We start from the raw sequence: 25,903 nt of genomic DNA, 5'->3' as shown, positions 1-25,903 counted from the left end.
GGCTGTTTGGTGAGAGTGCCCCTATGTTTTTCGTCAAGCTGTTGATAGGTGTTTTGGTTGGTAGAGGGTGCTGTCGCGGAGCATGGCGTAGAGGGTGTCGCAGCGTCGTCGTGCGAGGGCGATGATGGCTTGGTTGTGGCGTTTGCCTTCGGCGCGTTTGCGTTCGTAGTAGGCCCGGGAGGGTGGGTCGTGGAGGGCGGCGAAGGCGGATAGGAACAGGGTGCGTTTGAGGACTTTGTTGCCTTTTCTGGAAGCGTGGTCGCCCCGGATGGAGGACCCCGAGCGCCAGGTCACCGGTGCCAGACCGGCGTATGAGGCCAGGTGCGCGCCGGTAGGGAAATCTTTCCCGGCGACTTCGGTGAGGATACGTGCAGCGGTCCTGATGCCCACGGCCGGCAGAGACATCAGGACCTGGTGAAGAGGGTGGGCCTCCACAAGGGCTTCAACCTGGGCGTAGACGGTCATCCGGGATTCATGAAGCCCGGAGAGCATCGCCGCGAGCTGCGGCAAGACGATGGTCGCAGCGTTCGTGCCCACGACAACAACTGATTGCTGGTCCAAGGCATCGATGATCTCATCAGCCAGGCGTTCGCCCAGCCGTGGGGCGAGTTTGGTCAGCCTGTTTCCGATCCGGCGCCGACCGGCGTGACGGAGCGCTTCAGGGGTCGGCCAGATCCGCAGCAGGTCCAGCACTGCAGGATGGGCCATGTAGGGTCCCAACACCCGTTCCAGGGCAGGGTGGATCTGGTTCAACAACCCGCGGATCCGGTTCGAAGTAGCCGTGGCCTGCTTGGCCAGATCATCATCGAAACCGCAGAGCATGCTCAATTCCGCGAGTTGTTCATCGGCCAACCGGACCGAGCGCAGGGCATGAGGCATGGTCCGGGCCGCCTCAGCGATAATGAACGCGTCCCGGGCGTCGGTCTTCGCTTCTCCGGGATGCAGGTCCGCGATCCGGCGCATCGCCAGCCCCGGCAGATACCCGATCAGGACACCGGCAGCCTGGGCAACCGCTACCGGCAGCGCCCCGATCGTCGCGGGCTGGTCCACCACCAACAGGACCCGTCCCTTGCCCTCCAACCCGGCAAGGATTTCCCGGATCTTTGCTTCGTCGTTGGGCAGGGCCTTATCCAGCAGTTTCTTGCCGGCCTGGTCCAAGGCAACGGCGTGATGGACGCCTTTGCCAACATCCAGCCCGACGAACACGTCAGCGGTTTCATGATTCTCGATCACCCTTGGCACCTCCGGTCGTAGTCAGCTGCCTGTGCTGGCCTGTCCGCGGTGTCAGGGCCCGGCATCCACGTTACGCACGACGTTCCCGAACTGTCCTGCCCCTATTAGCGGTCTCCCCGGCACCTGCCAATCCCGGTGACAACACTCTCAAGATCATCGATCGACAGAGGGTTGAAATCATGCCGGGACCAGCAGGCCAGCACACCCACATCCTGCACCAGGAAACGGGCTACGAAAAAGGTAACGAGGGTTACTTGCGGGTGCATTGGCCGGAGCCCACGGGGTTGCTGAGGCCCGGCGCTTGGGCAGCAACCGGCTGCACGTCCTCCATGGTCAGCGCGAAGCCAAGCGCAGCGTTGGTGGTGGTCTTGGCGAAGATCAAACCTGCAACCTGGCCGTCCGTAGTGAGCAGCGGCCCACCGGAGTTGCCTGGCTGCACGTCGCCGGCCAGCTTGTACACCTGCTCTGGTGATGGGTTGCTCCCGTAGATATCGGGAACCAGGATGGTGGAGATTCCCTCGACCGTCGCTGGCTTGGATTGGAACGGGCCGCCGTGGGGGTAGCCGGCAAAAGCCGCCGGGCTGCCATCGGGCAGGTCCGAACTCAATGGAAGAGGCGAGGCAGAAAGCCCGTCCACTGCCAGCACTGCGATATCCCGCTGGGGGTCGAAGTAGACCACCCGCCCCGGCAACGCACCGCCGTCGGGCACTTCCACCACCGGCTGGTCAACGCCGGCCACGACGTGCGCATTGGTGACCACGCGTCCCGGCGAGACGACGAAACCTGACCCAGTCTGGTTCTGCCCGCATTCGAAAGCGGTGCCCGCGATCTTCAGCACGGAACGTGCTGCTTGGTTAAGGGCGGGCGTATCCGTCGAAGCATTGGGAACCTGAACCGGAGTCGGCGATCCGAAGCCTTCGATCAGCTTGGGAATGCCGTCGCCGATCACCGTGGACCGCAGCTGCGCCATGGTGCTCTTGACAGGTGTGGGCGTCAGCGAATCGATGTAGCGAATCACCCGGGACTGCGCCAGTTGCTGGGAAACGAACGGGACACCCAAGGAACTGATGCTGAACGCGAGCATGGACATCACCAGCGCGGCAACAACCACGCTGACCACGCCACCAATCAGGCGATCGACGGCGTGCAGCGGCTTGAGCCGCACCACGTGCCGGATGCGCCGCCCGATCATGGTTCCGAGCCCGTGGCCCAAAGCGATAAGTACGACGGCGGCGCCCACCGTGGCGGTCAGCCTCCAGCCGCTGTCGCTCACCCAGCCGCTGACGAGCGGGACCGCGATGAACGCCGCAATGGCGCCAGCAATGAATCCGGCAATTCCGCCAAGGGTCACCAGGAAGCCATTGCGCAGGCCATAGATCAGGTAGGACAACAGCATCAAAATCAATGCCAGATCCAAAATGGTCAAGCCAAACACCAATGCTCCTCATAGCCGGGGTAGCGCCAATTCTAGAGGGGCACCCTGACAGGATTCCGTTAGTCCGGTCACGATACGGCGCCGTTCATGGCCTTCCTTGGCCCGTCAACTCGGGCAAGAGGAGACGAAATCCGCGTGTTTTCAGCGTTTCACGTGCCAAGTACGTCACAGAACTCTAAAAATTCTGAAACAATGGCTGAAGCGCCACGACCGAAACTTATTCTCAGGAGACTTCATGGACATCGAGGTACTGCGCCGCGCACCCCTCTTCGCCACCCTTGACGACGACGCATTCCGCCTGCTGACGGACGAACTCACCGAGGTGGACCTTTCACGTGGGGCATCGGTGTTCCGCGAAGGCGATCAGGGTGACCAGCTCTACTTCATTGTTTCCGGCAAGGTAAAGCTTGGCCGCACCTCCCCGGACGGTCGCGAGTCCCTGCTGGCCATCCTTGGCCCGGGCGAACTCTTCGGCGAGATGGCACTCTTTGACCCGAGCCCCCGTACGGCAACGGCCACCGCTGTTTCGGAGACGCGCCTCGCAGGCCTGAAGAACGAGAGCCTCAACGCCCTCCTCCGCACCCGCCCCGAGGTTTCTGCCCAGTTGCTGCAGGCTCTGGCCCGCCGCCTGCGCCGGACCAACGATTCGTTGTCCGACCTCGTCTTCTCGGACGTTCCCGGCCGTGTTGCGAAGGCCCTTCTGGACCTTGCAGACCGCTTCGGCCGTCCAGCCACCGACGGCGTGCTGGTTGCCCACGAACTCACGCAGGAAGAACTGGCCCAGCTGGTTGGCGCTTCCCGCGAGACCGTCAACAAGGCGCTGGCCGAATTCGTCCAGCGCGGCTGGCTGCGCCTCGAAGCACGCGCCGTCGTGATCCTCGACATGCAGCGTCTGCGCCAGCGCTCCCGCTAAGCACAAACATGAAAGCCGCCCCGGTTTGTTGGAACCGGGGCGGCTTTTCTTTTGGTTTGGTGAACGGCCGGTGAGAGAGCGTTCAGCTCAAGCCGGCGTGTCCTGAGAGAGCGTTCAGCTCAAGCCGGCGTGTTCTGAGAGAGCGTCGGGTTGGAGGGGTGGTTAGCGTTCGCGCTGGGGTTCGCCAGCTATCGTCCGCGCGGCCTCGACCTCGAGCATGAGCTCCCCGGCCTGATCCACCAACTGCGGCTGGTACACATGGGCCTTGCGCTTGTAGCTCAAGTAGGCGATGCAGCCGTTGGCGTGGGCCATCTTCTCAAGCATGATTTCCGAACCCGGAACCAGCAGTTGGCCCAACGTGAGTCCAACAGTGTTCGCCTGCGCCACTTCGTCGCCCAGTGCGCTGGTTTCCCGGAGGGAAATGGCTTCCGCGGCGTTCACCCAGCGACCCCACACTCCCTTGCTGCCAAGGATGCTGGGCTGCTGGTTGATCGGAACGGTGGCGGCAAAGTAGCGCGTGTTGAAGCGGAAGTGCGCAAAGTCCGGGCTAAGCCAGTTGACCAGCGGCTTCAACAGATCCGTTCGAAGCGAGAGCCCTCGCTTGGCCAGGACCTCGGTGAAGGATTTCTCCTGCGCTGCGACGGCCTCACGTGCCTTCATCCACTCGACGGTTGAGTTGGCCTCGACCGTGGACGAAGCGTCCGGGCCTGCAAGCAGGACGCCGGTTTCTTCGAAGAGTTCCCGAATGGCGCCCACCACGTGGCGGCGGGCGAGTCCGACGTCGTCCGTTCCCATCTGCTCAGCCCAATGCTGGGGCGAGGGACCGATCCAACCCACCGGGTCGTCGTCGGACAGGTCCAGTGACCCGCCGGGGAACGCGAGGACGCCCAACGGCGAGGAGCCGGGCCGGTAACCCAGCCAGGTCTCCAAGCCGGTGGGCGAGTCGCGCAAAAGGACAACAGATGATGCGTAGCGAGGGGCCCTCGGGGTCCGTTCGCCGAGTTCAAGCCAGTTTCGTGCAGCGCCTTCGAGTTCCGGAGGCAAGACAAACAGGCGACGAGCAAGTTGCGGCAATTGGGTGAACCGGTTCCTTAGCTGAATTCAGCGATGAGCTCGACCTCGACAGGCGAGTCGAGCGGCAGGACGGAAACGCCGACGGCGGAACGTGCGTGCTTGCCGGCGTCACCGAAAACCTGGCCCAGGAGCTCGGACGCGCCATTGATGACGCCGGGCTGGCCAGTGAACGTCGGATCCGAGGAGACGAATCCGACAACTTTAACGATCCGGGTGACGCGGTCGAGGTCACCAATGACGCTCTTGACTGCGGCGAGTGCGTTGATGGCGCATACGGCGGCGTAGCGCTTGGCTTCCTCGGGGTCCACGGTGGGCTCGTCTGAGTGGCCGAGTTCGCCGGTGGAGACCTTGCCCGTAGCTTCGAGTTTGCCGTTAATAAAGGGCAGTTGTCCGGAGGTGTAAACGTAGTTGCCGGACACGACGGCCGGGACGTAGGCGGCAACCGGAGCGGCGACCTCGGGGAGGGTCAGTCCGAGCTCTGCCAGGCGCTGTTCAACGGCGGACGTCGGAGCGCCGGATTCCGCGGCAGACGTGGTTTCTGCGGGGGTGGTCATGGTTACTGCTTCTCCCTTTTAAGGTATGCGACAAGGCCTTTGCCATCGGGGCCACCGACGACCTGTACAAGCTCCCAGCCGTCCTCGCCCCACTGGTCCAGGATCTGCTTTGTGGCATGGATGATGAGCGGAATCGTGGCGTACTCCCATTTGGTCATGACAGAAAGCCTAGCCCTTGCCGGTAAAGTGGAAAACATGGTGACTCGCAAGAACCCCATATTCGACACTGCCACCACCCTCGGAAAGATTCTAGGTTTCCTTGGCGTGAGTGCGATCTGTGGCGTCCTGGTGGCGGGCCTCCTGGTCCCAGCCGCCGCCGTCTCGGGCAGTGCCGCAAGTGGTTCCATCCAGTTCTTTGACACTCTGCCGGCGGAGCTCCAAGTGGACCCGCCCAGCCAGAACACCACGATTCTGGCGAAGGATGGATCGCCTATCGCGTCCATCTACGCGGAGAACCGTACCAAAGTTCCGCTGGACCAAATGAGCCCATTCATCAAGGACGCTGTCGTCGCTATTGAGGACAGCCGTTTTTATGAGCACGGCGGCATCGACACCACGGGCATCATGCGTGCGCTTGTGAGCACAGCGCGCGGCAACAAGCAGGGTGCTTCCACCATCACCCAGCAGTACGTCAACAACGTTATTAACGAGTCGCTGGTGTCTTCGGGCAAGAGTGAAGACGTTCTCCTGAACGGTGTTAACAAAGGCGTGGGTGACAAGCTTCGGGAAATGAAGCTTGCGATCGCCTTGGAGAAGAAGTTCTCCAAGGAGCAGATCCTTGAGGGTTACCTCAACATTGTGTTCTTCAACCGGGATGCCTACGGCATTGAAGCCGCGTCCAAATTCTTCTTCAGCACCACGGCCAAGGACCTGACGCTGCCACAGGCTGCCCTGCTGGCCGGCCTCGTGAACAGCCCCTCCGCCTTCGACCCGATCAGCAACCCGGACAACTCGAAGGTGCGGCGCGACCTGGTGCTCAACGCCATGCTCGCCCAGAAAAAGATCACCCAGGCCGAGCACGACGAAGCCGTAGCAACGCCGGTCACCACCAAGGTCACGCCGGCCCGTCAGGGTTGTGCCTACGCCACCATGGCGCCGTACTTCTGCGACTACGTGCTGCACTTGCTCTTCAACAACCCGGCCTACGGTGACACCCAGGAAGAGCGCATCAAGCGCGTTCAGCGTGGTGGCCTCACCATCCGCACCACCCTCGACCCCACGGCACAGGCCGTCGCCCAGCAGCAGGTTGATGGCACCGCTGGCGCCAACCCGGATAAGTGGGGCGCCTCGATCGTCTCCGTCCAGCCGGGCAGCGGCCAGATTGTCAGCATGGCCCAGAACACTGTGTGGCTCCCGCAAGAGGGCAAGTTCGATCAAACGCAGAACTTCAACGTGGACGTCATGGATGCCAAGGGCAACGACCTCAACGGCATCGGCGGGTTCCAGCCGGGTTCAACCATGAAGCCCTTCACGTTCGCTGAGTGGCTGAACGAGGGCAAGTCGATGAATACCAACATCAATGCGTCCGTCCGCAGATACCCACAGAACTTCCCGTGGAAGAACACCTGCGATACGCCCACGGTCGGCTGGTATGACGCCACGAACGGCACCTTCGACCTTCAGAACTCCGACGAGGGTTACTACCGCAACATGACGGTCTTGTACGGCCTCATGAACTCCATCAATACGGCAACGTTTGCTTCTGCCTCCCAGGTGGACCTCTGCGGCATCCAGAAGATTGTCGATGCCACGGGAATCCACGGAGGCCTTCCTGCCCGTGACGACAGCGGCAAGATCACTGATCCCAACCCCAAGGTCACCATGACCACCCTGGCCAACCTTATTGGTTCAACACAGACAGCGCCGCTGACAATGGCCAGTGCCTTCGCCACGTTTGCTGCCGACGGCAAGTACTGTGAACCGATCGCCATCACCTCGGTGAAGGATCAGTCCGGTGCAGATCTGCCGGCGCAGTCCTCCAACTGCAAGGACGCCGTGAAGCCCGAGGTGGCTCGGGGCGTTGCATACGCCATGCAGGAAGTGCTCAACGCTGGTTCCGGTTCGCTGATCCGTCCGTCGCTGTCCACCAAGGCCAACTTCCCGGTTGCCGCCAAGACCGGTACCAACGACACCAACGGCTCCACCTGGGTTGTCGGCTACACCACCGGCCTTGCCACTGCTTCGTGGTTCGGAGACCCGCTGGGTAACCAGTCGCGCTACGGCCGGAACATCACCGTCAACGGCAAGTTCTACCCTTCCATCGACGGTTACATGATCGCCGGTCCGCAGTTCACCAACTACATGCTGTCCGTGGCTCCGGCCTATGGCACCAACCCGTTCCAGCAGCCGCCGTCCAACCTTCTCGGAAGCACGCCGGCTCCTACCCAGCGCTCCACGCCATCCAACACCACGCCTTCCACCGCTCCGTCCACGGGAACTGGGAACAGTGGCAATAACGGCAACAACGGGAATGGCAACAACGGCCCCGGCAAGGACTAAGAGTGACGTTCCGTGATTCCTTGGCAAACCGCGTCCGCACCATCGGGCGCGGTTTCGCCGTAACCACAGCAGTCGGCGCAACGGCGGGAGCAGCAGCTGCCGCTTATGGCTGGTGGGAGAAGGAACAGTTTGAGGTCCGGCACGAAACGTTGCCGATCCTTCCGGAAGGCTTCAAGCCGTTCCGTATTCTTCACTTGAGCGATATCCATTTCGTTCCCGGCCAGGACAAGAAAGCGGACTGGCTGCGATCCTTGGCAGAGCTAAAGCCCGATCTGGTGGTCAACACCGGTGACAATTTGAGCCACGTCAAGGCCATCGATCCTCTGGTCGAGGCGCTCCGTCCGCTCATGGAATTCCCGGGCGTCTTCGTCCCAGGCTCGAACGACTACTACGCGCCGCGGATCAAGAACCCAGCCGGCTACTTCCGGGGCCCGTCCAAACTCAAGACCGACCCCATCAAACTCGATTGGCCCAAGCTCCGCTCAGCGTTTGGAATGGGCGGCTGGATCGAACTGACCAACCGCGCACAGTCAGTGGTGCTGAACGGATTACGCTTTGATTTCTCCGGTGTGGACGATCCGCACCTAAAGCGGGAACGCTACGCCGGCTGGCCCAGGGGTACAAGGAACCAGGACGCTCGCCCGCACTTGAAGGTGGCAGTCATCCACGCTCCCTATCAGCGTGTGCTCGACCATTTCACAGAAGCCGAAGCTGACCTGATCCTCGCCGGCCACACCCACGGCGGCCAGATCTGCATTCCCGGCTACGGCGCCTTGGTCTCCAACTGCGACCTCCCAACCTGGCGCGCGAAGGGCCTGCATGACTGGGAAAGCGACGGATTCACGACGCCGGTGAACGTCTCGGGCGGCATCGGCACCTCACGTTTTGCCCCGGTCCGCATCGCCTGCCGCCCGGAAGCAGTCTTGCTGACGCTCACGTCCCGCAACTGAACGACGCCCAGCATTACGATCCCCAATAACTGGGTCAAACATTTCACCGACGTTGCGTAGTCCTGTGAAACGAATCACGGCATGGCATAGGGTGGTTGCTACGGGAAACTACCTCCGCACCATCTGAAGATCCAGCTGTTGAGAAGCGGGCATGTCCAAACAAACGTCATTTTTCACCTCCGTCGGCCGCCTCTACCCCCACGTTCGGCCCATCCTCCCCCGCCTGTTCATGGGCCTCCTGTGCGCCCTGCTGGCAAGCATCGTGGCTTTGGCCATCCCCCAGGTGCTGAGGGTTCTGGTCAACAACTCGCTCCAACCCGGCGGTGACCCGGGCGCGGTCTGGATTGCCGCCGTCGTGATTCTGGCGCTTGGTGTGGGAGAAGCCGGACTGGTGGCTCTGCGCCGCCAGTTCGTGATCAACCCGGCCACCACGGTGGAGACGAAGATGCGCGTGTCCCTCTACGGGCACCTGCAGCAGCTCACAGTGTCCTTCCACGATCGGTGGGGTTCAGGCCAGTTGCTCTCGCGCGCGATGACCGACCTCAGTTTCCTGCGCCGCTGGATGGCGTTCGGCGCGATCATGCTGGTAGTCACCACGCTGACGGTGATCATCGGCGTGGGCGTCATGTTCACCATGAGCTGGCAGCTGGCTCTGATCTTCCTTGCGGCCGCCGTGCCAATCATGGTCAACTCGTTCCGGTTCCGTCGCCGCTTCAGCCTGGTCACGAGGCTGAGCCAGGACCAAGCGGGCGACCTTGCAACCACGGTTGAAGAGTCCGTCCACGGAATCCGCGTCCTGAAGGCCTTCGGACGCAGCCGGGAAGCGTTGGAGAATTTCAATGGGCAGGCCGAAGAACTGCGCCAAACCGAGATTGCCAAGGCCAAGCAGCAGGCCGGCTTCACGCTGGTGGTAACGCTCCTGCCGGAGCTCGCGCTGGGTGTTGGGCTGGTGGTGGGCATCATGCTCGCCGCGTCCGGCCAGCTGAGCATCGGCTCGCTGGTGGCCTTCTTCGCGACGGCCGCGGTTGTGGCCACGCCGGTGGAATTCTCGGGCATGCTCCTGGCCATGGCGTTGACCGCCAAGACCGCATTGGACCGCCACTTCGAGGTCATGGACACGCAGAACACTATTACCTCGCCGGAACAGCCCGCGGTGCCGTCGGCCGTGAAGGGAGCCTTGCGCTTCGAGCACGCAGGTTTCGGGTTCGACGACGGCGGCACCCTGCTGCACGACGTAAACCTGGACATCCGCCCGGGCGAAACCATGGCCCTTGTTGGCATCACCGGCAGCGGCAAGAGCGCCATGCTCCAACTGGTTCCCCGGCTCTACGACGCCACTGACGGATCAGTGACCATCGACGGCGTTGACGTGCGCGACTTCGACCTCGAGGAGCTCCGGCGGATTGTTGCCGTGGCGTTCGAGGACACCACGCTGTTCTCCAGTTCCGTGCGGGACAACGTGCTGCTCGGCGCTCCCGAGCCCTCCGACGTTGCGCTCGACGAGGCCCTCGATGTTGCCCAGGCACAGTTCGCGTATTCCCTCCCCGAGGGCGTGGACACGCTGATCGGCGAGGAAGGGCTAAGCCTCTCCGGCGGTCAGCGGCAAAGGATCGCCTTGGCCCGCGCCATCGCCGCCAAGCCAAAAGTCTTGGTCCTGGACGATCCCCTGTCTGCCCTGGACGTGAACACGGAGGAACGTGTGGAAGCCCGACTCCGCGAGGTACTGCGGGAGACCACCACCCTCATCGTCGCGCACCGTCCTTCCACGGTTGCCTTGGCGGACCGCGTGGCCCTGCTCGAAAACGGCACCATTACCGCCGTCGGAACCCATACCGAACTGCTGGCCGGGAATGACCACTACCGGTACGTCATCGCGAGCCTGGACACCGGTCCGAAGGACCTTGACAGCGAACTGCAGGATCTCGAAGACGCAGAGGAGGCCACCCGTTGAGCGCCACGACATTCGGAACCGCCAACGAGGACAACACCCTCCTTTCGAAGGCGGACAGCAAAGCCGTACGACGCCGGTCGCTCGCCTTGCTTGCCTCGCTGATCCGTCCGGTGCGGTTGCGTTTCTGGCTGACGATCGTGATGGTTGTCATTTCGCAGCTCACCAGGGTGGCCGGGCCCGCACTGATCGCTTTTGGCATTGACCACGCGCTGCCGTCTTTGCAGTCCGGAGACAACGGGCCACTGGTGCTGGTAGGCGTCCTGTACATCGCAGCGGCCATCGCCACTGCGGGGATGACCGCCCTGTACGTGACCTCAACAGCCAAGCTGAGCCAGGCCATGTTGCTGGATCTGCGGGTCCGGGTGTTCCGACACACACAGCGCCTCAGCCTTGAATTCCACGAGAAATACACGTCGGGACGCATCATCGCCCGCCAAACCTCGGACTTGGAAGCCCTCCGCGAACTCCTCGACTCCGGCGTCAGCTCCTTGGCTTCAGGCATCCTGTTCATGCTCTTCACCGCGTTCACTGTGTTCGCTTTGGACTGGCGCAGTGGCCTGATCATGCTCGCGGCCGGCGTGCCGATGTTCTTCCTTGCCCGCTGGTACCAGAAGCATTCGCAGATTGCTTTCCGCGAATCCAGGGTTGTTTCAGCCCGACTCATTGTGCACTTCGTGGAGACAATGACGGGGATCCGCGCCGTCAAGGCCTTCCGTAAGGAGCGCGAAAACGCAGAGCAATACGGTGAAGTGGCTGAGGCGTACCGCAAAAATACAGTGCGCTCCATCTTCCTGAACGGCGTGCTGCAGCCGGGCCTGGTGTTGATCGGCAATGTCTGCGTGGCCGTGGTTCTGCTGCTCGGCGGGTTCCGCGTCCTTAGTGGCGAGTTGGCCGTGGGCGTTCTGCTGGCGCTGATTCTGTCCACCAAGCGGTTCTTCCAGCCAGTGGACCAGATGGCCATGTTCTACAACTCGTTCCAAAGCGCACAGGCAGCGCTGGAGAAGGTATCCGGCCTGCTGGAGGAAGTTCCCACGGTCCGTCCGCCGAAGAATGCCGTGGCCCTGAAACAGCCGCACGGCGAGATCGACTTCAACGGCGTGGAGTTTGGCTACAACGATGCCAGCATTGTGGTTCCGCGCATGGATCTGCACATTCCGGCCGGTCAAACAGTGGCCTTGGTAGGACAAACGGGTGCCGGTAAATCCACGCTGGCCAAGCTCGTGGCCCGCTTCTACGACGTGACCTCGGGAGCCATCACCTTGGACGGCGTGGATCTGCGTGACCTTTCCACCACGGACCTCCGGCGCGCGGTTGTCATGGTGACCCAGGAAGCGTTCCTGTTCAGCGGTTCCGTGGCGGACAACATTGCACTGGGACGGCCTGAAGCTTCACGCGCCGAGATCGAATCGGCAGCTGCGGCGGTGGGTGCCCACGAGTTCATCATGGGACTTCCCGAGGGGTACGACACCGACGTGAACAAGCGGGGCGGACGCGTCTCCTCCGGACAGCGGCAGCTCATTGGCTTTGCCCGCGCGTTCCTGGCAGCGCCGGCTGTACTGATCCTGGACGAAGCCACGTCATCCTTGGACATCCCTTCGGAGCGAATGGTGCAACAGGGGCTGGCCAATCTGCTGGATGGCGTCGCAGGCCCCGGTTCCGGACGCACGGCCATCATCATCGCGCACCGGCTCTCCACCGTAGAGACCGCCGACCGTGTGCTGGTGGTGCACGATGGGCTCATTGTCGAGGACGGGACACCGGCCGAACTGATCTCCGGCGGCGGACGTTTCGCCCGCCTGCACGGGGCCTGGCGGGACTCGTTGGTGTAGCCGTCCTCCGTGGGGCTGGCGGTGCTGCTGTGACGAGGGACACCACTCCCCCGATTTCGCATCCGGCACCGATTCAGCTATCCTTGAACAGTTGCTTTCGCAGCGGATCGGGATGTAGCGCAGCTTGGTAGCGCGCTTCGTTCGGGACGAAGAGGTCGCAGGTTCAAATCCTGTCATCCCGACCATAAACGGAAATGGCGTCGAGAAATCGGCGCCATTTTTGTTTATGCAACGGCCCAATTGATGGCATGCCATAGGCTGGATGAGGCCCGACCTGAGGGCCGCCTACTCGGGCTGAGATCTCAGCTGGTGGGCCCGCCCAAAAGCTGACGGCTTATCCAAAGGAAGTGCCCATGGCGTCCCCAAGCGACACCGATAAGGCCAGGAGTCAGCGGGAAATCAATAACCGCTTGACGGTCTTGATAAACCGCGCAAACGGCGCCATCCTCGACACCGTCAATGGTGCCCTGGAGGAATTCGATCTCTCGCCGACTCAGTACGCAACTCTGCTCATGCTTGGCTGTAATCCCGGCACGTCGAGTGCCGGACTAGCGCGGCTCGTAAATATCACCCCGCAGACAATGGGCGTAGTGGTCACGAAACTGGAAACCCGCGGCTTGGTCATGAGGCAGCCCGCCGAGATTCATTCACGCGTCCTCACAATTACGTTGACCGAAGACGGGAACCGACTTTTACAGTCCGCGGATGCTGCAATACAGGACGTCGAGCGCCACCTCGCCGATTCCCTTTCCGCCCCTGAGGTGGAACATCTGAAGGCACTCCTGGGAAGAGTCACAAGGACACTGCTCGCCTAGTCCCACAAAGGCCCGGGACGTAACAACGCTTCCGGCAATCGGTGTTCCAAAAGTGTTCGCTTAACCTCGGGGCGCATCCGCCTATGTAAGATCTCTTATACGACTAAGAGATCTTACATGAGGAGTGAGAATGCCCGAACTGGTAGCCAAACCGAAGGACACTTTGCGGCGTCCAAGAGTCCTGCTCTTGATCCTCGGAGCGTGTTTCCTAATGGTCATGATGGACAACACGATCCTGAACGTTGCCTTGAGTGAAATCCAACGGGACCTGTCAGCTTCCAACGCTCAGTTGCAGTGGTCCATTGACTCGTACATTCTGGTCTACGCCGCCATGATGTTTACGGCCGGCGTGCTTGCGGACCGCTTTGGGCGACGCAAACTTCTTGCCCTTGGCTTGGTCGCGTTCGCCGCGGCCTCCGCTCTTTCGGCTTGGGCGGGGACACCAGAGCAGCTCATCTTCTGGCGAGCGGTGATGGGCCTGGGCGGATCCACGATTCCTCCAACAACACTCGCCATTATCAAAGAAAGCCTCCCCGAGAACGAGCAAGGCAAAGCTTTGGGAATCTGGGCGGCCTTAGGAGGCGTCTCCGTGGCTTTTGGCCCCAGTCTTGGCGGCGTATTACTTACCACGTTTTGGTGGGGGTCGGTTTTCCTTATCAACATTCCGATCGCGTTGGCGTGCCTCGTGATGCTTTTCCGGTTCGCACCAGAATCAAAAGGTTCGAAGAGTAATGCCGTGGACTTTCCGGGTCTGGTCCTGGCAGCTGCAGCGACTACCTTCCTCGTGTACGGAGTCATAGCCGCCGGCTCGAGTGGAGACTGGCTTGAGTTTTCCTCAGGCGGCTCCGTCGTCATCGGGCTGGTCCTGGTCGGAGTCCTCGTTACGGTGGAACGACGCACGCCGGCACCAGCATTGGATGTGACCCTTTTCCAACGTCCCGCCTTTGCCGGAGGAACAGTCGCAATCTCGCTCGCCTTCCTAGCACTGACCGGAAGTACATTCCTCCTTGTCTTCTTCGTCCAGTTGGTTCTGAACAAGACACCGCTGGAACTTGGAATCCTGCTGCTTCCAGTGGCCGTCGGTTCCGTCTGCACGGCTGTTGGCAACGCCGTAATCGTTCGCTTGCTGGGCTTCAAATGGGCCATCAGCATTGGCCTGCTGGTCTTGGCCTGCGCCCTCGCCGTCTTCCTCCTTGTTGATGCCCGGTCCTCAATTCTCTTGATGGAATCGGGTCTCCTGCTCGCGGGGCTGGGGATGGGCACGGTCATGGGAGCAACGACGACGCTCGTCATGTCTGCCGTCGACCTGCACAAAGCGGCCGTTGGGGGCGCCATCAACAATACCCTCCGCCAAGTCGGCGCAGCCCTGGGTGTAGCCATCTTTGGATCCCAACTCGCCACGAACTACAGAAACCAGGTGGATGCTGCCCTTTCTGCTCTGCCGGCGGGGCTGAGCGGCCAAGCACGAGACTCGTTGGGCGCAACTACCTACGTGCTCGAAGAATTGCAGCGGCTCCATCCTGACCAACGGCAAACCATCGAGGACATCCTGTCCCATGCCCAGACAGCATTCGTTGGCGCGATGCACAGCACTTTCATAGTTGGCGTCGCCGTGCTGCTCGGTGGAGCAGTCATCGCCGCCGTTTGGATCCCCAGCAGAGCGACATCAACGAAATTCGGAGAGTAGGGGAAGAATCAGTTACAGTCATTCGCCGACAAATCAGACGACCTCCAAGGAGGCAAAAAGAAACCCCGGAGCAGCTCGTGATGCTCCGGGGTTTCTTCGTTGGGTGTTGCTTACATCGGATCCGGCCAGTTGCCGATGGAGGACGTGGTGTACGTCGTGTCCGCCGACTTGGTGGGCGCGGATACGCGCATAGGATCAGGCCAGTTGCCAATGGCGCTGACCGAAGTGTTGGAATCTACGGCCGGAGCCGCAGAGACGACTGCGGGAGCCGCAACCGTGAACGCGAGAGCGCCTGCCAATGCCACCGAAGCGGCGATTTTCTTGAACATAGTGTTCCCCAATGCGAGTCGGATTCGTTACGGAAATTGCACGGTCCCTGTTGACATACATTGTAAAATGTTTTCCACAGAGACTGTCAAGGTTTGGGTCAAAAGACGCCTGGAGGAGGGCCCGTGGGAAACGGATTCGGCGAGAAGCTGCGTGCCGAACGGCTGGAACGCGGGTTGACGCAGGCCGAACTGGGCAAGAACTTGTACTCTCCGAGCTACATTTCGCTGCTCGAAACGGGCCGGCGCGAACCCACGGCCGAGGTCATCGAAGAGCTCGCACGTCGACTCGAACTGGCACCGAAGGCCCTGGAAGCCTGGAGCCAGCCCGTTTCGGTCAGCGACGCCGAATATGTGCTGGCCGGCCTGTATGCCCGGCAGGCCTGGGACCTCCGTGACTATCCCCTCGCCGCGACACACGCAGCCACCGCCGCACAGATCGCCTTGGAAGCCAAGAACAACAGCGCTTGGTGGAACATGACCTACATGCAGGCCGAGTGCGTGATGAAGCAGGGCCTGCTGAAGGAATGCCAGCAGATCGTGGAACACCTGTTGGAACACCCCATGGCCACCGAATCCGCCGGCCTCGGAGTGCGTGCCTGGCAGATGCTTGCCGCGGTGTGCCACGGACAAGGTCAGCTGGCCACCGCCGTCGAGCATGCAAAGCAGGCCGTGAAGCTGTGCGAGCAGCTGCCCAAGGGCTCCACGCTGATCATCGGCGCGCACCGCGCGCTGATCGGTGCGCTGGCTGAGAGCGGCAAGCTGGATGAGGCCTGGGAGTACTGTCTGGCCATGATCGAGCACATGGACGAGCACTCCGTGTCGCAGCTGGCCGGCGAGGTGGCGTGGGTTGTGGGCAACGTTGCCTTCATGCGCCACGACTACGCAGAGGGCATCAAGCACCACGAACGCGCCGCGAAGCTCCTCTCCCCCGCCAACGACATCGAACTCTGGGCCCGCTTCAACAAAGCCTCGGCCGCGGTTCGCTTGTCCTCAGGCATTGTGGAGCCGGAAACCCTGTCCGCCATTGAGCGTGCGGAGCTGGCACTGTCGATCGTCGGCGGCAACAAGACCGATCAGCTCGAGGTCGCGTTCATTCGCGCCCGCTGGCTGTACTTGACCGGGGACATTCCTGCCGCCGTCGAGAAGCTCCGCGAGATCTACCAGGACCGCAAGGTCCTTGCACGCCACACGGCCGGTGAAGTGTCGTTGCTGCTGGGCAAGTCGTTGAAAGCTGCTGGCGAAACGTCGGAGGCACTTCATTACCTGGAGGAAGCACAGCACGACTTCAGTGCGGCCGGGGCCTCGGATCGGGTGCAGCAGGCCATGGACGCCGTGCTGGAAATCCGTCTGGCCGAACGCCGGGCCGCAGCAACGCACCCGGAACATTCCGAAGCCAGCTAGCCCCATCTAAGTAGCAGTAGAGCGCGTTTTGACGGCTCAAAACGCGCTCTACTGCGACCCAGTTGGGCGGGGTTATGCGAAGGTGCGGCCCGTGAGCTTCTCGTACGCTTCGACGTAGCGGGCGCGGGTGCGCTCAACAACATCCAAGGGCAGGGCCGGCGGCGGAGTGTCCGAGGCCTTGTCCCAGCCCGACTCAGCGGAGGTCAGCCAGTCGCGGACGTACTGCTTGTCATACGACGGCTGCGACTTGCCTGGGGCATACGTGGACGCGTCCCAGAACCGGGAGGAATCCGGAGTCAGGACTTCGTCGCCAAGCGTGATGATGCCGGTGCCTGCGTCGATGCCGAACTCCACCTTGGTATCGGCCAGGATGATGCCGCGTTCGCGGGCGATCTCCTCGGCGCGGGTGTAGATCTTCAGCGTCAGTTCGCTAAGCCGGGCAGCGATGTCGTCGCCCACCAGCGCCACGACGTCGTCGTAGGTAATGTTCTCGTCGTGCTCGCCCACCTCGGCCTTTGCGGACGGGGTAAACAGGGCGGTCTCCAGGCGTGAGCCATCCACGAGTCCCTCCGGCAACGGGATCTCGCACACAGTACGGGAAACCTTGTACTCAGCCAGGCCGGAACCGGTGAGGTAGCCGCGGGCGATGCATTCCACCGGGAACATGTCCAGCTTCTTGCAGATCATGGCCCGGCCCTCAACCTCAGCCGGAACACCACCTTCAACAGTGGAGGCAAGGACGTGGTGCTCAACGTCGAGTTGCTCGAACCACCAGAGGCTCAGCTGCGTGAGGATCCGGCCCTTGTCCGGGATTTCGCTGCTGAGCACATGGTCGTAGGCGCTGATGCGGTCGCTGGCAACCACCAGCACGCAGTCCTGGCCGAACTTCTCCGTGATGGACTCGTCGGCCGGGATGTAGAGGTCGCGCACCTTGCCGGAATAGACGTGCGTCCAGCCCGGTAGCTGCAGCGTTTCGGTCTCGAAGCCGCCGGTGGGAAGGGATTCAGTCATGCTCAGGCCTGTACTTTCGGGATGGTGCCGGTAGCCGCGTACGGCACCCGGATTTCGCCGCGCGCGGCCTTGCCTCCAATATCCGTACGGAACTGCGAGCCTTCGAGCTGAACCAGCTCCACGCCGTCGTACGCCTTTTCGCGGGCCTCAACCAGATCGGAACCGAGCGCGACAACCGCAAGCACGCGGCCGCCGGCAGAAACAACCTTGCCCTCGTCGTCCAGCTTGGTGCCGGCGTGGATCACGTGGACGCCGTCCAGTTCGTCAACCTTCTTGAGGCCACGGATGCGGTCGCCGGTGCGGGGCGTGTCCGGGTAGTTTTCGGCGGCGACGACGACGGCGACTGCCGTGTCCTTGGACCAGCGCAGCTCCTCTGCCGTGTCCAGTTCGCCCTTGGCAGCTGCCAGGAGCAGCGCACCGAGCGGGGTCTTGAGGCGGGCCAGGACAGCCTGCGTTTCCGGGTCGCCGAAGCGCGCGTTGAACTCGATGACGCGCGTTCCGCGGGAGGTCAGGGCGAGACCACAGTAGAGCACGCCGATGAATGGGGTGCCACGGCGGGCCATCTCATCAACCGTGGGCTGCGCGACGCGGTCGATGACTTCCTGGACCAGTCCTTCGGGAGCCCACTCAAGCGGGGTGTATGCGCCCATGCCGCCGGTGTTGGGGCCTTCGTCGTTGTCGAAGATGCGCTTGAAGTCCTGGGCCGGAGACAGCGGAACGGTGGTACGGCCGTCGCAGAGCACGAACAGGGAGACCTCGGGGCCATCCAGGAATTCCTCGATCACCACGGTTCCACCGGCGTCGAAGCAGGCCTGCGCGTGGGCCAGGGCCTCGGCACGGTCCTTGGTGACAACAACGCCCTTGCCTGCCGCGAGGCCGTCGTCCTTGACAACGTAGGGAGCGCCGAAGGTGTCCAGCGCGTCAGCTGCCTCCTCGGCGTTCTCGGCTACGCGGGCCATGGCAGTGGGTACCCCGGCCTCAGCCATTATCTGCTTGGCGAAGGCCTTGGAAGCCTCAAGCTGTGCGGCTTCCTTGCTGGGGCCGAACACAGGGATGCCCGCTGCGCGCACGGCGTCCGAGACACCTGCTGCGAGGGGAGCTTCCGGACCAACCACCACCAGGTCCGCCTCGAGCTTGGTGGCGAGGGCGGACACGGCTTCCGGGTTGTTCCCGTCAATCGCGTGGGTGGGAACGAGTTTGCTGATGCCTGCGTTGCCCGGTGCCGCGTGGACCTCGGAAACGTTGGGATCTTCAAGCAGAGAGCGGACAATGGCGTGTTCGCGGCCGCCTGGGCCAATGACGAGTACCTTCACAGTCCTCAAGGGTACTTTGTGAAGCCGCGCGAGTCCTAAGGTGTGTCAGCGGGCGGAACCGAATGACACGCCCGTCGCCGCCTAGACTTGGCTCATGCCACTGAGTTCCCATGAAACGTTTACTGTTGAGTCCGCCGTCGAACTTGCAGTGATCGAACGCAGCGGCTTCATTGAGTCACGGCACATCGGCGCAGCGGTGGTCCTTTCGGGTGACGGCAACGTGGTCACGAGCCTCGGCGACATCGAGGCACCCATCATGGCCCGCTCAACGCTGAAGCCCTTCCAGGCCCTCGCTGCCATGCAAGCCGGCGTTCCGCTGCGCGGCGCCCAGGTGGCCGTCGCCTGCGGCAGCCACACCGGCTCCCTGGATCATATGGACGTGGTGGAAGGCATGCTCAAAGCCGCCGGGCTCCGCGTGGACCAACTCCAGTGCCCCACTGCCTGGCCCCAGGACGAAACCGCCCGCAACTGGCTGGTGCGCTCCGAGCGCGGAGAATCGAAGCTCGCGTTCAATTGCTCCGGCAAGCACGCGGCGTTCCTCTGGGCCTGCGTGGAGAACAGCTGGGACCTCCGCAGCTACCTTGAGCCGAACCATCCCCTGCAGCAGCGGGTGCGCTCCGTGATTGAGGAGTACAGCGGCGAGACCATTTCCCATCTGGGTATAGATGGTTGTGGTGCACCCGTTGCCGCGATCTCGCTGACCGGCCTGGCCCGGGCGTATTCCCGGCTGGCGAAAGCCCCCGGCGACCCTGCCTCCAATGCCCGCGCCGCCACCATCGCCACGTCGATGCTCGACTATCCGTGGGCCGTCCAGGGCAAGGGCGAGGCCAACACGATCGTCATGGAAGAGCTGGATGTCCTGGCCAAGATCGGCGCGGAAGGCGTGCTGGTCCTTGCCACGCCCACAGGTGCCACGGTTGCGGTCAAGGTGCTGGACGGCAACCTCCGCGCCACCTCCCTCATCGGCCTCACCCTCCTGGCCGTCAGCGGCGCCGTGGACATCCCAGCGGTATCCAACGTGCTGGAGCGTGTGGTGGAACCAGTTCTTGGCGGTGGCCGCCAGGTAGGGAAGATCCGGCTGGGGCACGCGGTGTCCGCCATGCTCGGCTAAGACGTATTACAGAGGAGTAGTTTTCACCATGGCAGTTGCACGACGCCGCATCGATATCCAGGAGGGCCGCGCCGCGTTGGAAGCCTGGCAAACCGCCGTCGGGCCCGTAGGCGCCGAAAGCACCGAAGCCGCGGCACCGCCGTCGCGCTCTTTGATTGCGACGGCGGTGCGCTACTCGCTCGAGGAGGTCACCGCCCGCGCGCCGGGCAATTCGGTGGAGGTCCGGGTGCCTCCGTTCGGCGTCACCCAGTGCGTGGAGGGCCCGCGGCACACGCGCGGTACTCCCCCGAACGTCATAGAGACCGACGGCGCCACCTGGCTTGAGTTGGTGACCGGGCGGATTTCGTGGGGAGACGCCGTCGCCGCCGGGCGCGTGGCAGCCTCCGGACTGCGGGCGGACCTTTCGGCGCTACTGCCCCTGTAAGCACCTTTAACGACGGCGGCCGGTGTCCCCGCGTGGGGACACCGGCTGCGGTCTCAGGATGGTCAGTCCGGGCAGACCGGCGTTTCCGGCTGGCCCTTCTTGCTCATCTCGAACTGCGGGATGTTGTCCTTGGTTGGACCGCCGCGGAACTTCGGCGAGGGCTCCTGGCCCCCGGTGATGCGTTGGAGTTCCTGTTCCTGGTAAACGTCTTCCTTGCCGAGCATGATGGCGGAGTCCTCGTTGGTGATCTCGCCCTTGAAGGCGCGGACCATGACGTTCCGGTCGAACTGGCCTTCCCACTTGGCTACAACGAAGGTGGCTACGCAGTTTCCGAGCAGGTTCACGACGACGCGCATGGAGTCCATGAGGCGGTCGGCACCCAGGAGGAGGGCGACGCCGGCAACCGGGAAGATGCCAAGTGCAGCGGCGGTTGCCGAGAGGGCCAGGAACGACGAGCCCGGAACGCCTGCCATGCCCTTGGAGGTCAGGAGCAGCACGCCGAGGGCAGCCAACTGCTGGCCGAGGTCCAGGTTGTGGCCGAAAGCCTGCGCCAGGAAGAGCAGTGAGATGGACAGGTAGATCGCTGCGCCGTCAAGGTTGAAGGAGTAGCCAGTGGGGACCACCAGGCCGGTGGTTGCCCGGGAGCAGCCGGCGTTGGTCAGCTTGGTCATGATGCGGGGCATGACGGCCTCCGTGGAGGCGGTGCCGAGGGCCAGCAGGAATTCCTCGCGGGTGTACTTGAGGAAGCTCCAGAGCGGAACGCGGGCGAAGCCCCACGCCACGAGGAAGAGCAGGCCGATGAAGATGATGGCCGCGCCGTAACAGGCAGCGATCAGGAGTGCGTAGGTGCTGAGGGTGCCCAGTCCGTACTGGCCGATGATGAAGGCCATGGCACCGAAAGCACCGATCGGGGCCACCTTCATGATCCAGGACATGATCTTGAAGATCAGTTCCAGCACGGTCTCCATGAGGCTGATGACCGGCATGCAACGCTCACGGCCGATCACCACAATGGCTGCGCCGAAGAAGACCGAGAAGAACAGGACCTGGAGCAGGCTGTTGTTGGCGAAAGCACCGATCACGCTGGTGGGGATGACGTCCAGGAGGAAGGCCGCGGCGTCCTTGGGCGGAGCGTTGCCGGTCTTGGCGTTGAGGGCATCCTGGGAAAGGGTGGAGGGATCGATGTTCAGGCCGGCACCGGGCTGGACGATGTTGCCCACGATGAGCCCGAAGACCAGTGCGAAGAGTGTAGCGCCGGTGAAGTAGAGGAGCGCTTTGACCCCGACCCGTCCGACCGCCTTGACGTCGCCGACCGCTGAGATGCCCGTGACGATCACGAGGAAAATCAGCGGGGCGATGATCATCTTGATGAGTTGAATGAATCCATCGCCCAACGGCCGGAGGGTGGACCCGATGTTCGGCCAAAAGTGGCCGATGAGTACACCTGCGACGACGGCGATCAGAATTTGGAAGAAGAGCGACCTGTACAGGGGCTTCTTCTTCCGCGGGGCCGAACTCGCCTTCAGCGCCGCAGAGTCTGGGATCTTCATTGATCTGAACCAATCAGTTTGGGAACAGCCCCACATTTCGGGGGATGTTTTTCAATGTAATCCTGCTCACATCATTCCGCAAGGGGAAAAAGCTTTTCCATATTATGGAAGTCATAGTTGGTTTGGTATGCCATCGCCTGCGTGCCGCCACCACCTCCTTTGACATGGGAAGGCCCCCGAAACGCCGGAAAATACGGCGGTTCGGGGGCCTTCGCAGCTCAATGTTGGTGGTGGCGGCACGGGGCTTGGCGCCGCGCCGCGGAACTCCTAGCCGCGGCCTACGAACGGCATGCCCGCCGCAGTCACCACCAGGGACCCGATGCTTGCCGACGCCGGCATGTTCGCCATGAGGAGCACGGCACGGGCGGCGTCGTCCACGGGGAACATCGGCTCCACCTTCCGCGAGCCGTCGGCCTGCAGCGCGCCCGAACCGACGCCGATGGTATCCATGATCTCCGTGCGGGTGTTGCCGATATCGATCTGCCCGCAGGTGATCCCGAAGTCGCGGCCATCCAGCTCGATGCTCTTGGTAAGACCGGTCATCGCATGCTTGGTCACCGTATATGCCACGGACCGCGGCCTGGGCGAATGCGCCGAAATGGAGCCATTGTTGATGATGCGGCCACCCTGCGGCGACTGTGCCTTCATGGTCCGGACAGCTTCCGCAGCACACAGCATGGATCCAGTGACATTGACGCGAAGCGTTGCCTCCCACTCATCCACGTCAAGGTCCCCCACGTCACCGGACGGCCCAAAGATCCCCGCGTTGTTGAACAGCACATCAACCCGGCCCCAGCGTTGGCGGACCTGCTCGAAAAGGCGGGCGACGTCGTCGGGCGCTGTCACGTCGCACGGCACCGCAAGCGCCTCGGGGTGACCATCCGCCGTCGCCAGGAGCTGCGCCTCCCGGCGCCCGGCCAGGGCGACGCGATACCCCTCGGCGAGCATGAGCCGGGCAACCGCCCTGCCGATGCCGGAACCGGCTCCGGTAACGACGGCGACCCTGGGGTCGGCGGGCAGGCGTGGGTCAGTCATGTGGGTTGCCTTTCGGGGAGTTGCCTAGCGTGCAGCGGTCTGGGCCGCGGGAGTTATCGGCCAGCCTATGACAGTCTTGGGCCGCGGCGTGGCGTAGGTACGGACCTTGGACGTGGACAGGCCAAGGCGGACCAGGGACTCGGCGATGGTGACAGCAGAGGCAACACCGTCCACCACGGGGACACCGGTGCGCTGACGGATCTGGTCGTCGAGGCCAGCCATGCCGCCGCAACCCAGGACGATTACTTCCGCGTGGTCCTTGCTCACTGCTTCTTCGGCCTGGCCGACGATTGCTTCCACAGCGCGGTCCGGATATTCCTCGAGTTCCAGCACGGCCATGCCGCTTGCGCGGACGGAAGCGCAGCGGGCATCGAGGCCTGCGAGCTTGAGGCGGTCTTCGATCAGCGGGACGGCGCGGTCCAGGGTGGTGACCACGGAGTACTTGTGGCCGAGGAACATCGCGGTGCTGGCGGCGGCCTCGGTGATGTCCACCACCGGGACGTCGAGGAGTTCCTGGAGTCCCTCACGGCCGTGTTCGCCGTAGCCGGCCTGGATGACGGCGTCGAACGGCTCCGGGTAATTGACCACGGCATCCATGACGGCGATGGCGGCCAGGTAGCTTTCGAAGTTGCCCTCGCAGGAATCAGCTCCGAAGCGCGGGGTGATGCCGATGATTTCCGTGCCGGGCGCAGCCGCGGCCCGCGCCTGGGCTGCGATGGAATCGGTCATCGACTGGGTGGTGTTCACGTTTGCGACAAGGATGCGCATGGTTTTTCCTCTCAACGGCAACGCCCGCCCTGCGATCTGGTGACCGGAAGGACGGGCGGCGCCTCGGTGATGCTCTTAGTGGGTGCTTGCGACGGCGATCGGCTCGCCGGAGACGTCTTCGTGCGGCTGCTTCTTGTCAGCAACGGCGAAGTACGTGAGGGCGGCGACGCCGGCTCCGATGAACCAGGCGAACGGCGCTGCGGCCGCAAGGCCGGGAATGAAGGCAATGGCCAGGGCCAGGGCGGCCGCGGGGATCATCGCAATGATGGCCCTGGGGTTGACGCCGCGCTTGTAGAAGTAGGCACCCTTCGGGTCCTCGCTGTAGAGCTCCAGGACGTTGACCTTGCCGCGGCGGACCAGCCAGTAGTCAGCCATCACGACGCCGAACAGCGGACCGAGCAGCGCGCCGAGGCCACCGAGGAAGTACACGATGACAATCGGGTTGTTGTAGAGGTTCCACGGCAGGATGACCAAGCCGATGGTGCCGCTGACCCAGGCTGCCCGACGGAAGTTGAGGTGCCGCGGGAAGAGGTTGGTCAGGGCATAGACCGGAGCAACAAAGTTGGCCATGAGGTTCACGGCGATGGTCAGGATCAGGAGGGCGAGGCAAGCGAGGACCAACAGGAGCGTGTTGGGGATGCTCTGGACAATATCGGAGGGGCTCTCGATGACCGTTCCGTTGATCTTGTACTGCCCGCCGGCCATGATCACGACGATGGCGCCAAAGACCAGCATGTTGATGGGAATGCCCCAGAAGTTGCCCTTGACGATCGACTTCTTGGACGTGGACGAACGCGTGAAGTCGCAGAAGTTCAGGACGAAGGTGCCGTAAATGGAGACCCAGAGGGCACCACCGGCGAAGATGGTCAGCCACATCTCGGTGCCTTCGAGGCCCTTGATGCCGGACCACTGGATGGCTCCGCCGGCCTCGACAAAGACCCACACCGCAATGGCAGCCATGGTGACCAGGATGATGGGGCCGGCAAAGGCCTCGTACTTGCGGATCATTTCCATGCCGAAGCTCACGATGACCAACTGCACGATCCACAGGGCCACGAAGGAGAACCAGCCCAAGGTGGAAAGGCCCAGGATGGAGTTGCTGTCCAGGTCCTTCAGGCCCGGCGCAACGGCAACGAGCAGGACGCGCAGAACCACGGAGGCCAGGTAGGTCTGGATGCCGAACCAGGCGACGGCGACGGCGCCACGGACCAGGCTGGCGATTTGCGCGCCACGGATGCCGAAACTGATGCGGCTCATGACGGGGAACGGAACGCCTGTCTTCTGGCCCATGAACCCGGAGAAGTTCAGCAGGGCAAAGAGGAGCACTGCGCCGATTCCAAGGGCCACCAGGATCTGCCAGCCACCAAGGCCAAGGGAGAACAGGCCGATGGCAAACGCATAGTTACCCAGGCTGTGGACGTCGTTGGCCCAGAGGGTAAAGATGCTGTAGCTGGTCCACTTACGGCCTTTGGCCTTGGTGGGTGCGAGGTCGATGTTGTAGAGGCTGGGGCTGATGGTACGGCCTGAGGCTTCGGAAGCGATGGCACAAAGTTCCGTATTTCCTACGGAGAGCAGGTGATGGCCACCCTGATGCTCATCTTCTTCCGGAGTCCCAGTGACGCCGACTGATGAAGTCGTCTGCATCGTGGATCTCCACTTCGTACTGTTTCCACATTATGAAAACAAGTTATTGAATAGTGAAAGAACTCTATGACTCACGTCACGTCACGTCAAGGGTTGAACTGTATGACGGGTCACATTCTGTTGATTGGCGCAGCAGACAGGAGTTGACTGTAGCGGTCCCGCAATCCGTATTGACGCTGCCCAGCAGGCGTGCGTAATCTCGAATTGCAGAATTTTATTCTCACAATACGAAATTCCTTTGAGCGCCCCCACAGAGCAAGCGCCCAGACATTCAATGAAGAGAGGTTGGACGTGGCTGCAGGAGAAGAGACCTCACACATCCTTAGTGGGTTGACTGCCCAGTTGCCTGATCGTGATCCGGAAGAGACCGCGGAGTG

22 protein-coding genes, 1 tRNA gene and 1 pseudogene are annotated in these 25,903 nt (G+C 62.6%); 12 read left to right on the top strand and 12 right to left on the bottom strand.

All coding sequences use genetic code 11. The features are described from left to right. Nucleotides 1-33: 33 nt before the first annotated feature. Nucleotides 34-1,298: pseudogene (locus tag ACFVSJ_RS22915) on the bottom strand (IS110 family transposase). Nucleotides 1,299-1,483: 185 nt separating this feature from the next. Beyond that, nucleotides 1,484-2,668: a MarP family serine protease gene (locus tag ACFVSJ_RS22910; RefSeq protein WP_387439415.1), complete on the bottom strand. Its 1,185-nt coding sequence runs from the start codon at nt 2,666-2,668 to the stop codon at nt 1,484-1,486. Between the two features lie 235 nt (nt 2,669-2,903). Here ACFVSJ_RS22910 and ACFVSJ_RS22905 point away from each other — a divergent pair, with 235 nt between their 5' ends. Continuing rightward, nucleotides 2,904-3,581: a Crp/Fnr family transcriptional regulator gene (locus ACFVSJ_RS22905; protein ID WP_011775987.1), complete on the top strand. Its 678-nt coding sequence runs from the start codon at nt 2,904-2,906 to the stop codon at nt 3,579-3,581. A 162-nt stretch (nt 3,582-3,743) separates the two neighbouring features. On the opposite strand, the gene ACFVSJ_RS22900 is transcribed toward ACFVSJ_RS22905, so the two are convergent. From ACFVSJ_RS22900 to ACFVSJ_RS22890, 3 genes are read right to left on the bottom strand one after another with little or no spacing between them, the layout of a single operon-like run. Beyond that, nucleotides 3,744-4,655 (bottom strand): NUDIX hydrolase, encoded by a 912-nt coding sequence (locus ACFVSJ_RS22900; RefSeq protein WP_387439414.1) that lies wholly within the window; start codon nt 4,653-4,655, stop codon nt 3,744-3,746. Nucleotides 4,656-4,672: 17 nt separating this feature from the next. Then, a complete protein-coding gene (locus ACFVSJ_RS22895) occupies nt 4,673-5,209 on the bottom strand; it encodes a RidA family protein (RefSeq protein WP_387439413.1) in 537 nt (178 codons plus the stop codon). Nucleotides 5,210-5,211: 2 nt separating this feature from the next. Next, nucleotides 5,212-5,367 carry a DUF4177 domain-containing protein gene (locus tag ACFVSJ_RS22890; RefSeq protein WP_011775990.1) on the bottom strand — a complete coding sequence of 52 codons (156 nt, stop codon included), beginning with the start codon at nt 5,365-5,367 and terminating at the stop codon, nt 5,212-5,214. Between ACFVSJ_RS22890 and ACFVSJ_RS22885 the strand changes: the two genes are divergently transcribed. The 7 genes from ACFVSJ_RS22885 (at nt 5,366) to ACFVSJ_RS22855 (ending at nt 14,940) form a co-directional block, all read left to right on the top strand. Continuing rightward, the gene (locus ACFVSJ_RS22885; RefSeq protein ID WP_387439412.1) at nt 5,366-7,708 is read left to right on the top strand and encodes a transglycosylase domain-containing protein; all 2,343 of its coding nucleotides are present in this window, start codon (nt 5,366-5,368) and stop codon (nt 7,706-7,708) included. The genes ACFVSJ_RS22890 and ACFVSJ_RS22885 overlap by 2 nt on opposite strands. Nucleotides 7,709-7,710: 2 nt before the next feature. Further along, nucleotides 7,711-8,658 (top strand): metallophosphoesterase, encoded by a 948-nt coding sequence (locus tag ACFVSJ_RS22880; RefSeq protein WP_387439411.1) that lies wholly within the window; start codon nt 7,711-7,713, stop codon nt 8,656-8,658. 151 nt (nt 8,659-8,809) lie between these two features. Beyond that, on the top strand, nt 8,810-10,609 hold the full coding sequence (locus ACFVSJ_RS22875) for an ABC transporter ATP-binding protein (RefSeq protein ID WP_387439410.1): 1,800 nt from the start codon (nt 8,810-8,812) through the stop codon (nt 10,607-10,609). Continuing rightward, nucleotides 10,606-12,438 carry an ABC transporter ATP-binding protein gene (locus ACFVSJ_RS22870; RefSeq protein ID WP_387439409.1) on the top strand — a complete coding sequence of 611 codons (1,833 nt, stop codon included), beginning with the start codon at nt 10,606-10,608 and terminating at the stop codon, nt 12,436-12,438. The genes ACFVSJ_RS22875 and ACFVSJ_RS22870 overlap by 4 nt, the downstream gene beginning before the upstream one ends. Nucleotides 12,439-12,546: 108 nt before the next feature. Further along, nucleotides 12,547-12,623 (top strand) — tRNA-Pro (locus tag ACFVSJ_RS22865). Between the two features lie 168 nt (nt 12,624-12,791). Further along, nucleotides 12,792-13,253, top strand: coding sequence for a MarR family winged helix-turn-helix transcriptional regulator (locus ACFVSJ_RS22860; protein WP_387439408.1), 462 nt, complete (start codon nt 12,792-12,794; stop codon nt 13,251-13,253). Between the two features lie 130 nt (nt 13,254-13,383). Beyond that, nucleotides 13,384-14,940, top strand: a complete 1,557-nt coding sequence (locus ACFVSJ_RS22855) for an MFS transporter (protein WP_387439407.1) — start codon at nt 13,384-13,386, stop codon at nt 14,938-14,940. Between the two features lie 110 nt (nt 14,941-15,050). Here ACFVSJ_RS22855 and ACFVSJ_RS22850 read toward each other — a convergent pair whose 3' ends face one another. Next, a complete protein-coding gene (locus tag ACFVSJ_RS22850; protein ID WP_387439406.1) occupies nt 15,051-15,269 on the bottom strand; it encodes a hypothetical protein in 219 nt (72 codons plus the stop codon). 123 nt (nt 15,270-15,392) lie between these two features. On the opposite strand from ACFVSJ_RS22850, the gene ACFVSJ_RS22845 reads away from it, so the two are divergent. Beyond that, nucleotides 15,393-16,670 (top strand): helix-turn-helix domain-containing protein, encoded by a 1,278-nt coding sequence (locus ACFVSJ_RS22845; protein ID WP_387439405.1) that lies wholly within the window; start codon nt 15,393-15,395, stop codon nt 16,668-16,670. 72 nt (nt 16,671-16,742) lie between these two features. On the opposite strand, the gene ACFVSJ_RS22840 is transcribed toward ACFVSJ_RS22845, so the two are convergent. Beyond that, entirely contained in the window at nt 16,743-17,681 is a 939-nt protein-coding gene (locus tag ACFVSJ_RS22840) for a phosphoribosylaminoimidazolesuccinocarboxamide synthase (RefSeq protein ID WP_387439404.1), read from the bottom strand. Between the two features lie 2 nt (nt 17,682-17,683). Next, nucleotides 17,684-18,994, bottom strand: a complete 1,311-nt coding sequence (purD, locus tag ACFVSJ_RS22835; protein ID WP_387439450.1) for a phosphoribosylamine--glycine ligase — start codon at nt 18,992-18,994, stop codon at nt 17,684-17,686. Nucleotides 18,995-19,088: 94 nt separating this feature from the next. On the opposite strand from purD, the gene ACFVSJ_RS22830 reads away from it, so the two are divergent. Next, nucleotides 19,089-20,105 (top strand): asparaginase, encoded by a 1,017-nt coding sequence (locus ACFVSJ_RS22830; protein WP_387439403.1) that lies wholly within the window; start codon nt 19,089-19,091, stop codon nt 20,103-20,105. A 28-nt stretch (nt 20,106-20,133) separates the two neighbouring features. Next, a complete protein-coding gene (locus ACFVSJ_RS22825) occupies nt 20,134-20,529 on the top strand; it encodes a sterol carrier family protein (protein ID WP_387439402.1) in 396 nt (131 codons plus the stop codon). Nucleotides 20,530-20,591: 62 nt separating this feature from the next. On the opposite strand, the gene ACFVSJ_RS22820 is transcribed toward ACFVSJ_RS22825, so the two are convergent. The 4 genes from ACFVSJ_RS22820 to ACFVSJ_RS22805 all read right to left on the bottom strand — a co-directional run bounded on the left by ACFVSJ_RS22820 (nt 20,592) and on the right by ACFVSJ_RS22805 (nt 25,526). Then, entirely contained in the window at nt 20,592-22,079 is a 1,488-nt protein-coding gene (locus ACFVSJ_RS22820; RefSeq protein ID WP_387439401.1) for a cation:dicarboxylate symporter family transporter, read from the bottom strand. A 267-nt stretch (nt 22,080-22,346) separates the two neighbouring features. Further along, the gene (locus ACFVSJ_RS22815) at nt 22,347-23,114 is read right to left on the bottom strand and encodes an SDR family oxidoreductase (RefSeq protein WP_387439400.1); all 768 of its coding nucleotides are present in this window, start codon (nt 23,112-23,114) and stop codon (nt 22,347-22,349) included. Nucleotides 23,115-23,138: 24 nt separating this feature from the next. Then, nucleotides 23,139-23,882, bottom strand: a complete 744-nt coding sequence (locus tag ACFVSJ_RS22810) for an aspartate/glutamate racemase family protein (RefSeq protein ID WP_387439399.1) — start codon at nt 23,880-23,882, stop codon at nt 23,139-23,141. 75 nt (nt 23,883-23,957) lie between these two features. Next, nucleotides 23,958-25,526, bottom strand: a complete 1,569-nt coding sequence (locus tag ACFVSJ_RS22805; protein WP_387439398.1) for an NCS1 family nucleobase:cation symporter-1 — start codon at nt 25,524-25,526, stop codon at nt 23,958-23,960. Nucleotides 25,527-25,715: 189 nt separating this feature from the next. Between ACFVSJ_RS22805 and ACFVSJ_RS22800 the strand changes: the two genes are divergently transcribed. Then, nucleotides 25,716-25,903: hypothetical protein (locus tag ACFVSJ_RS22800; protein WP_387439455.1), on the top strand; the 188-nt coding region annotated here is incomplete at its 3' end.

It is taken from the genome of Paenarthrobacter sp. NPDC058040 (genome assembly GCF_042885775.1).
Lineage (GTDB): Bacteria > Actinomycetota > Actinomycetes > Actinomycetales > Micrococcaceae > Arthrobacter.
Note: the sequence above shows the minus strand (reverse complement) of the source record. Positions and strands in the feature narration are given on the sequence as shown.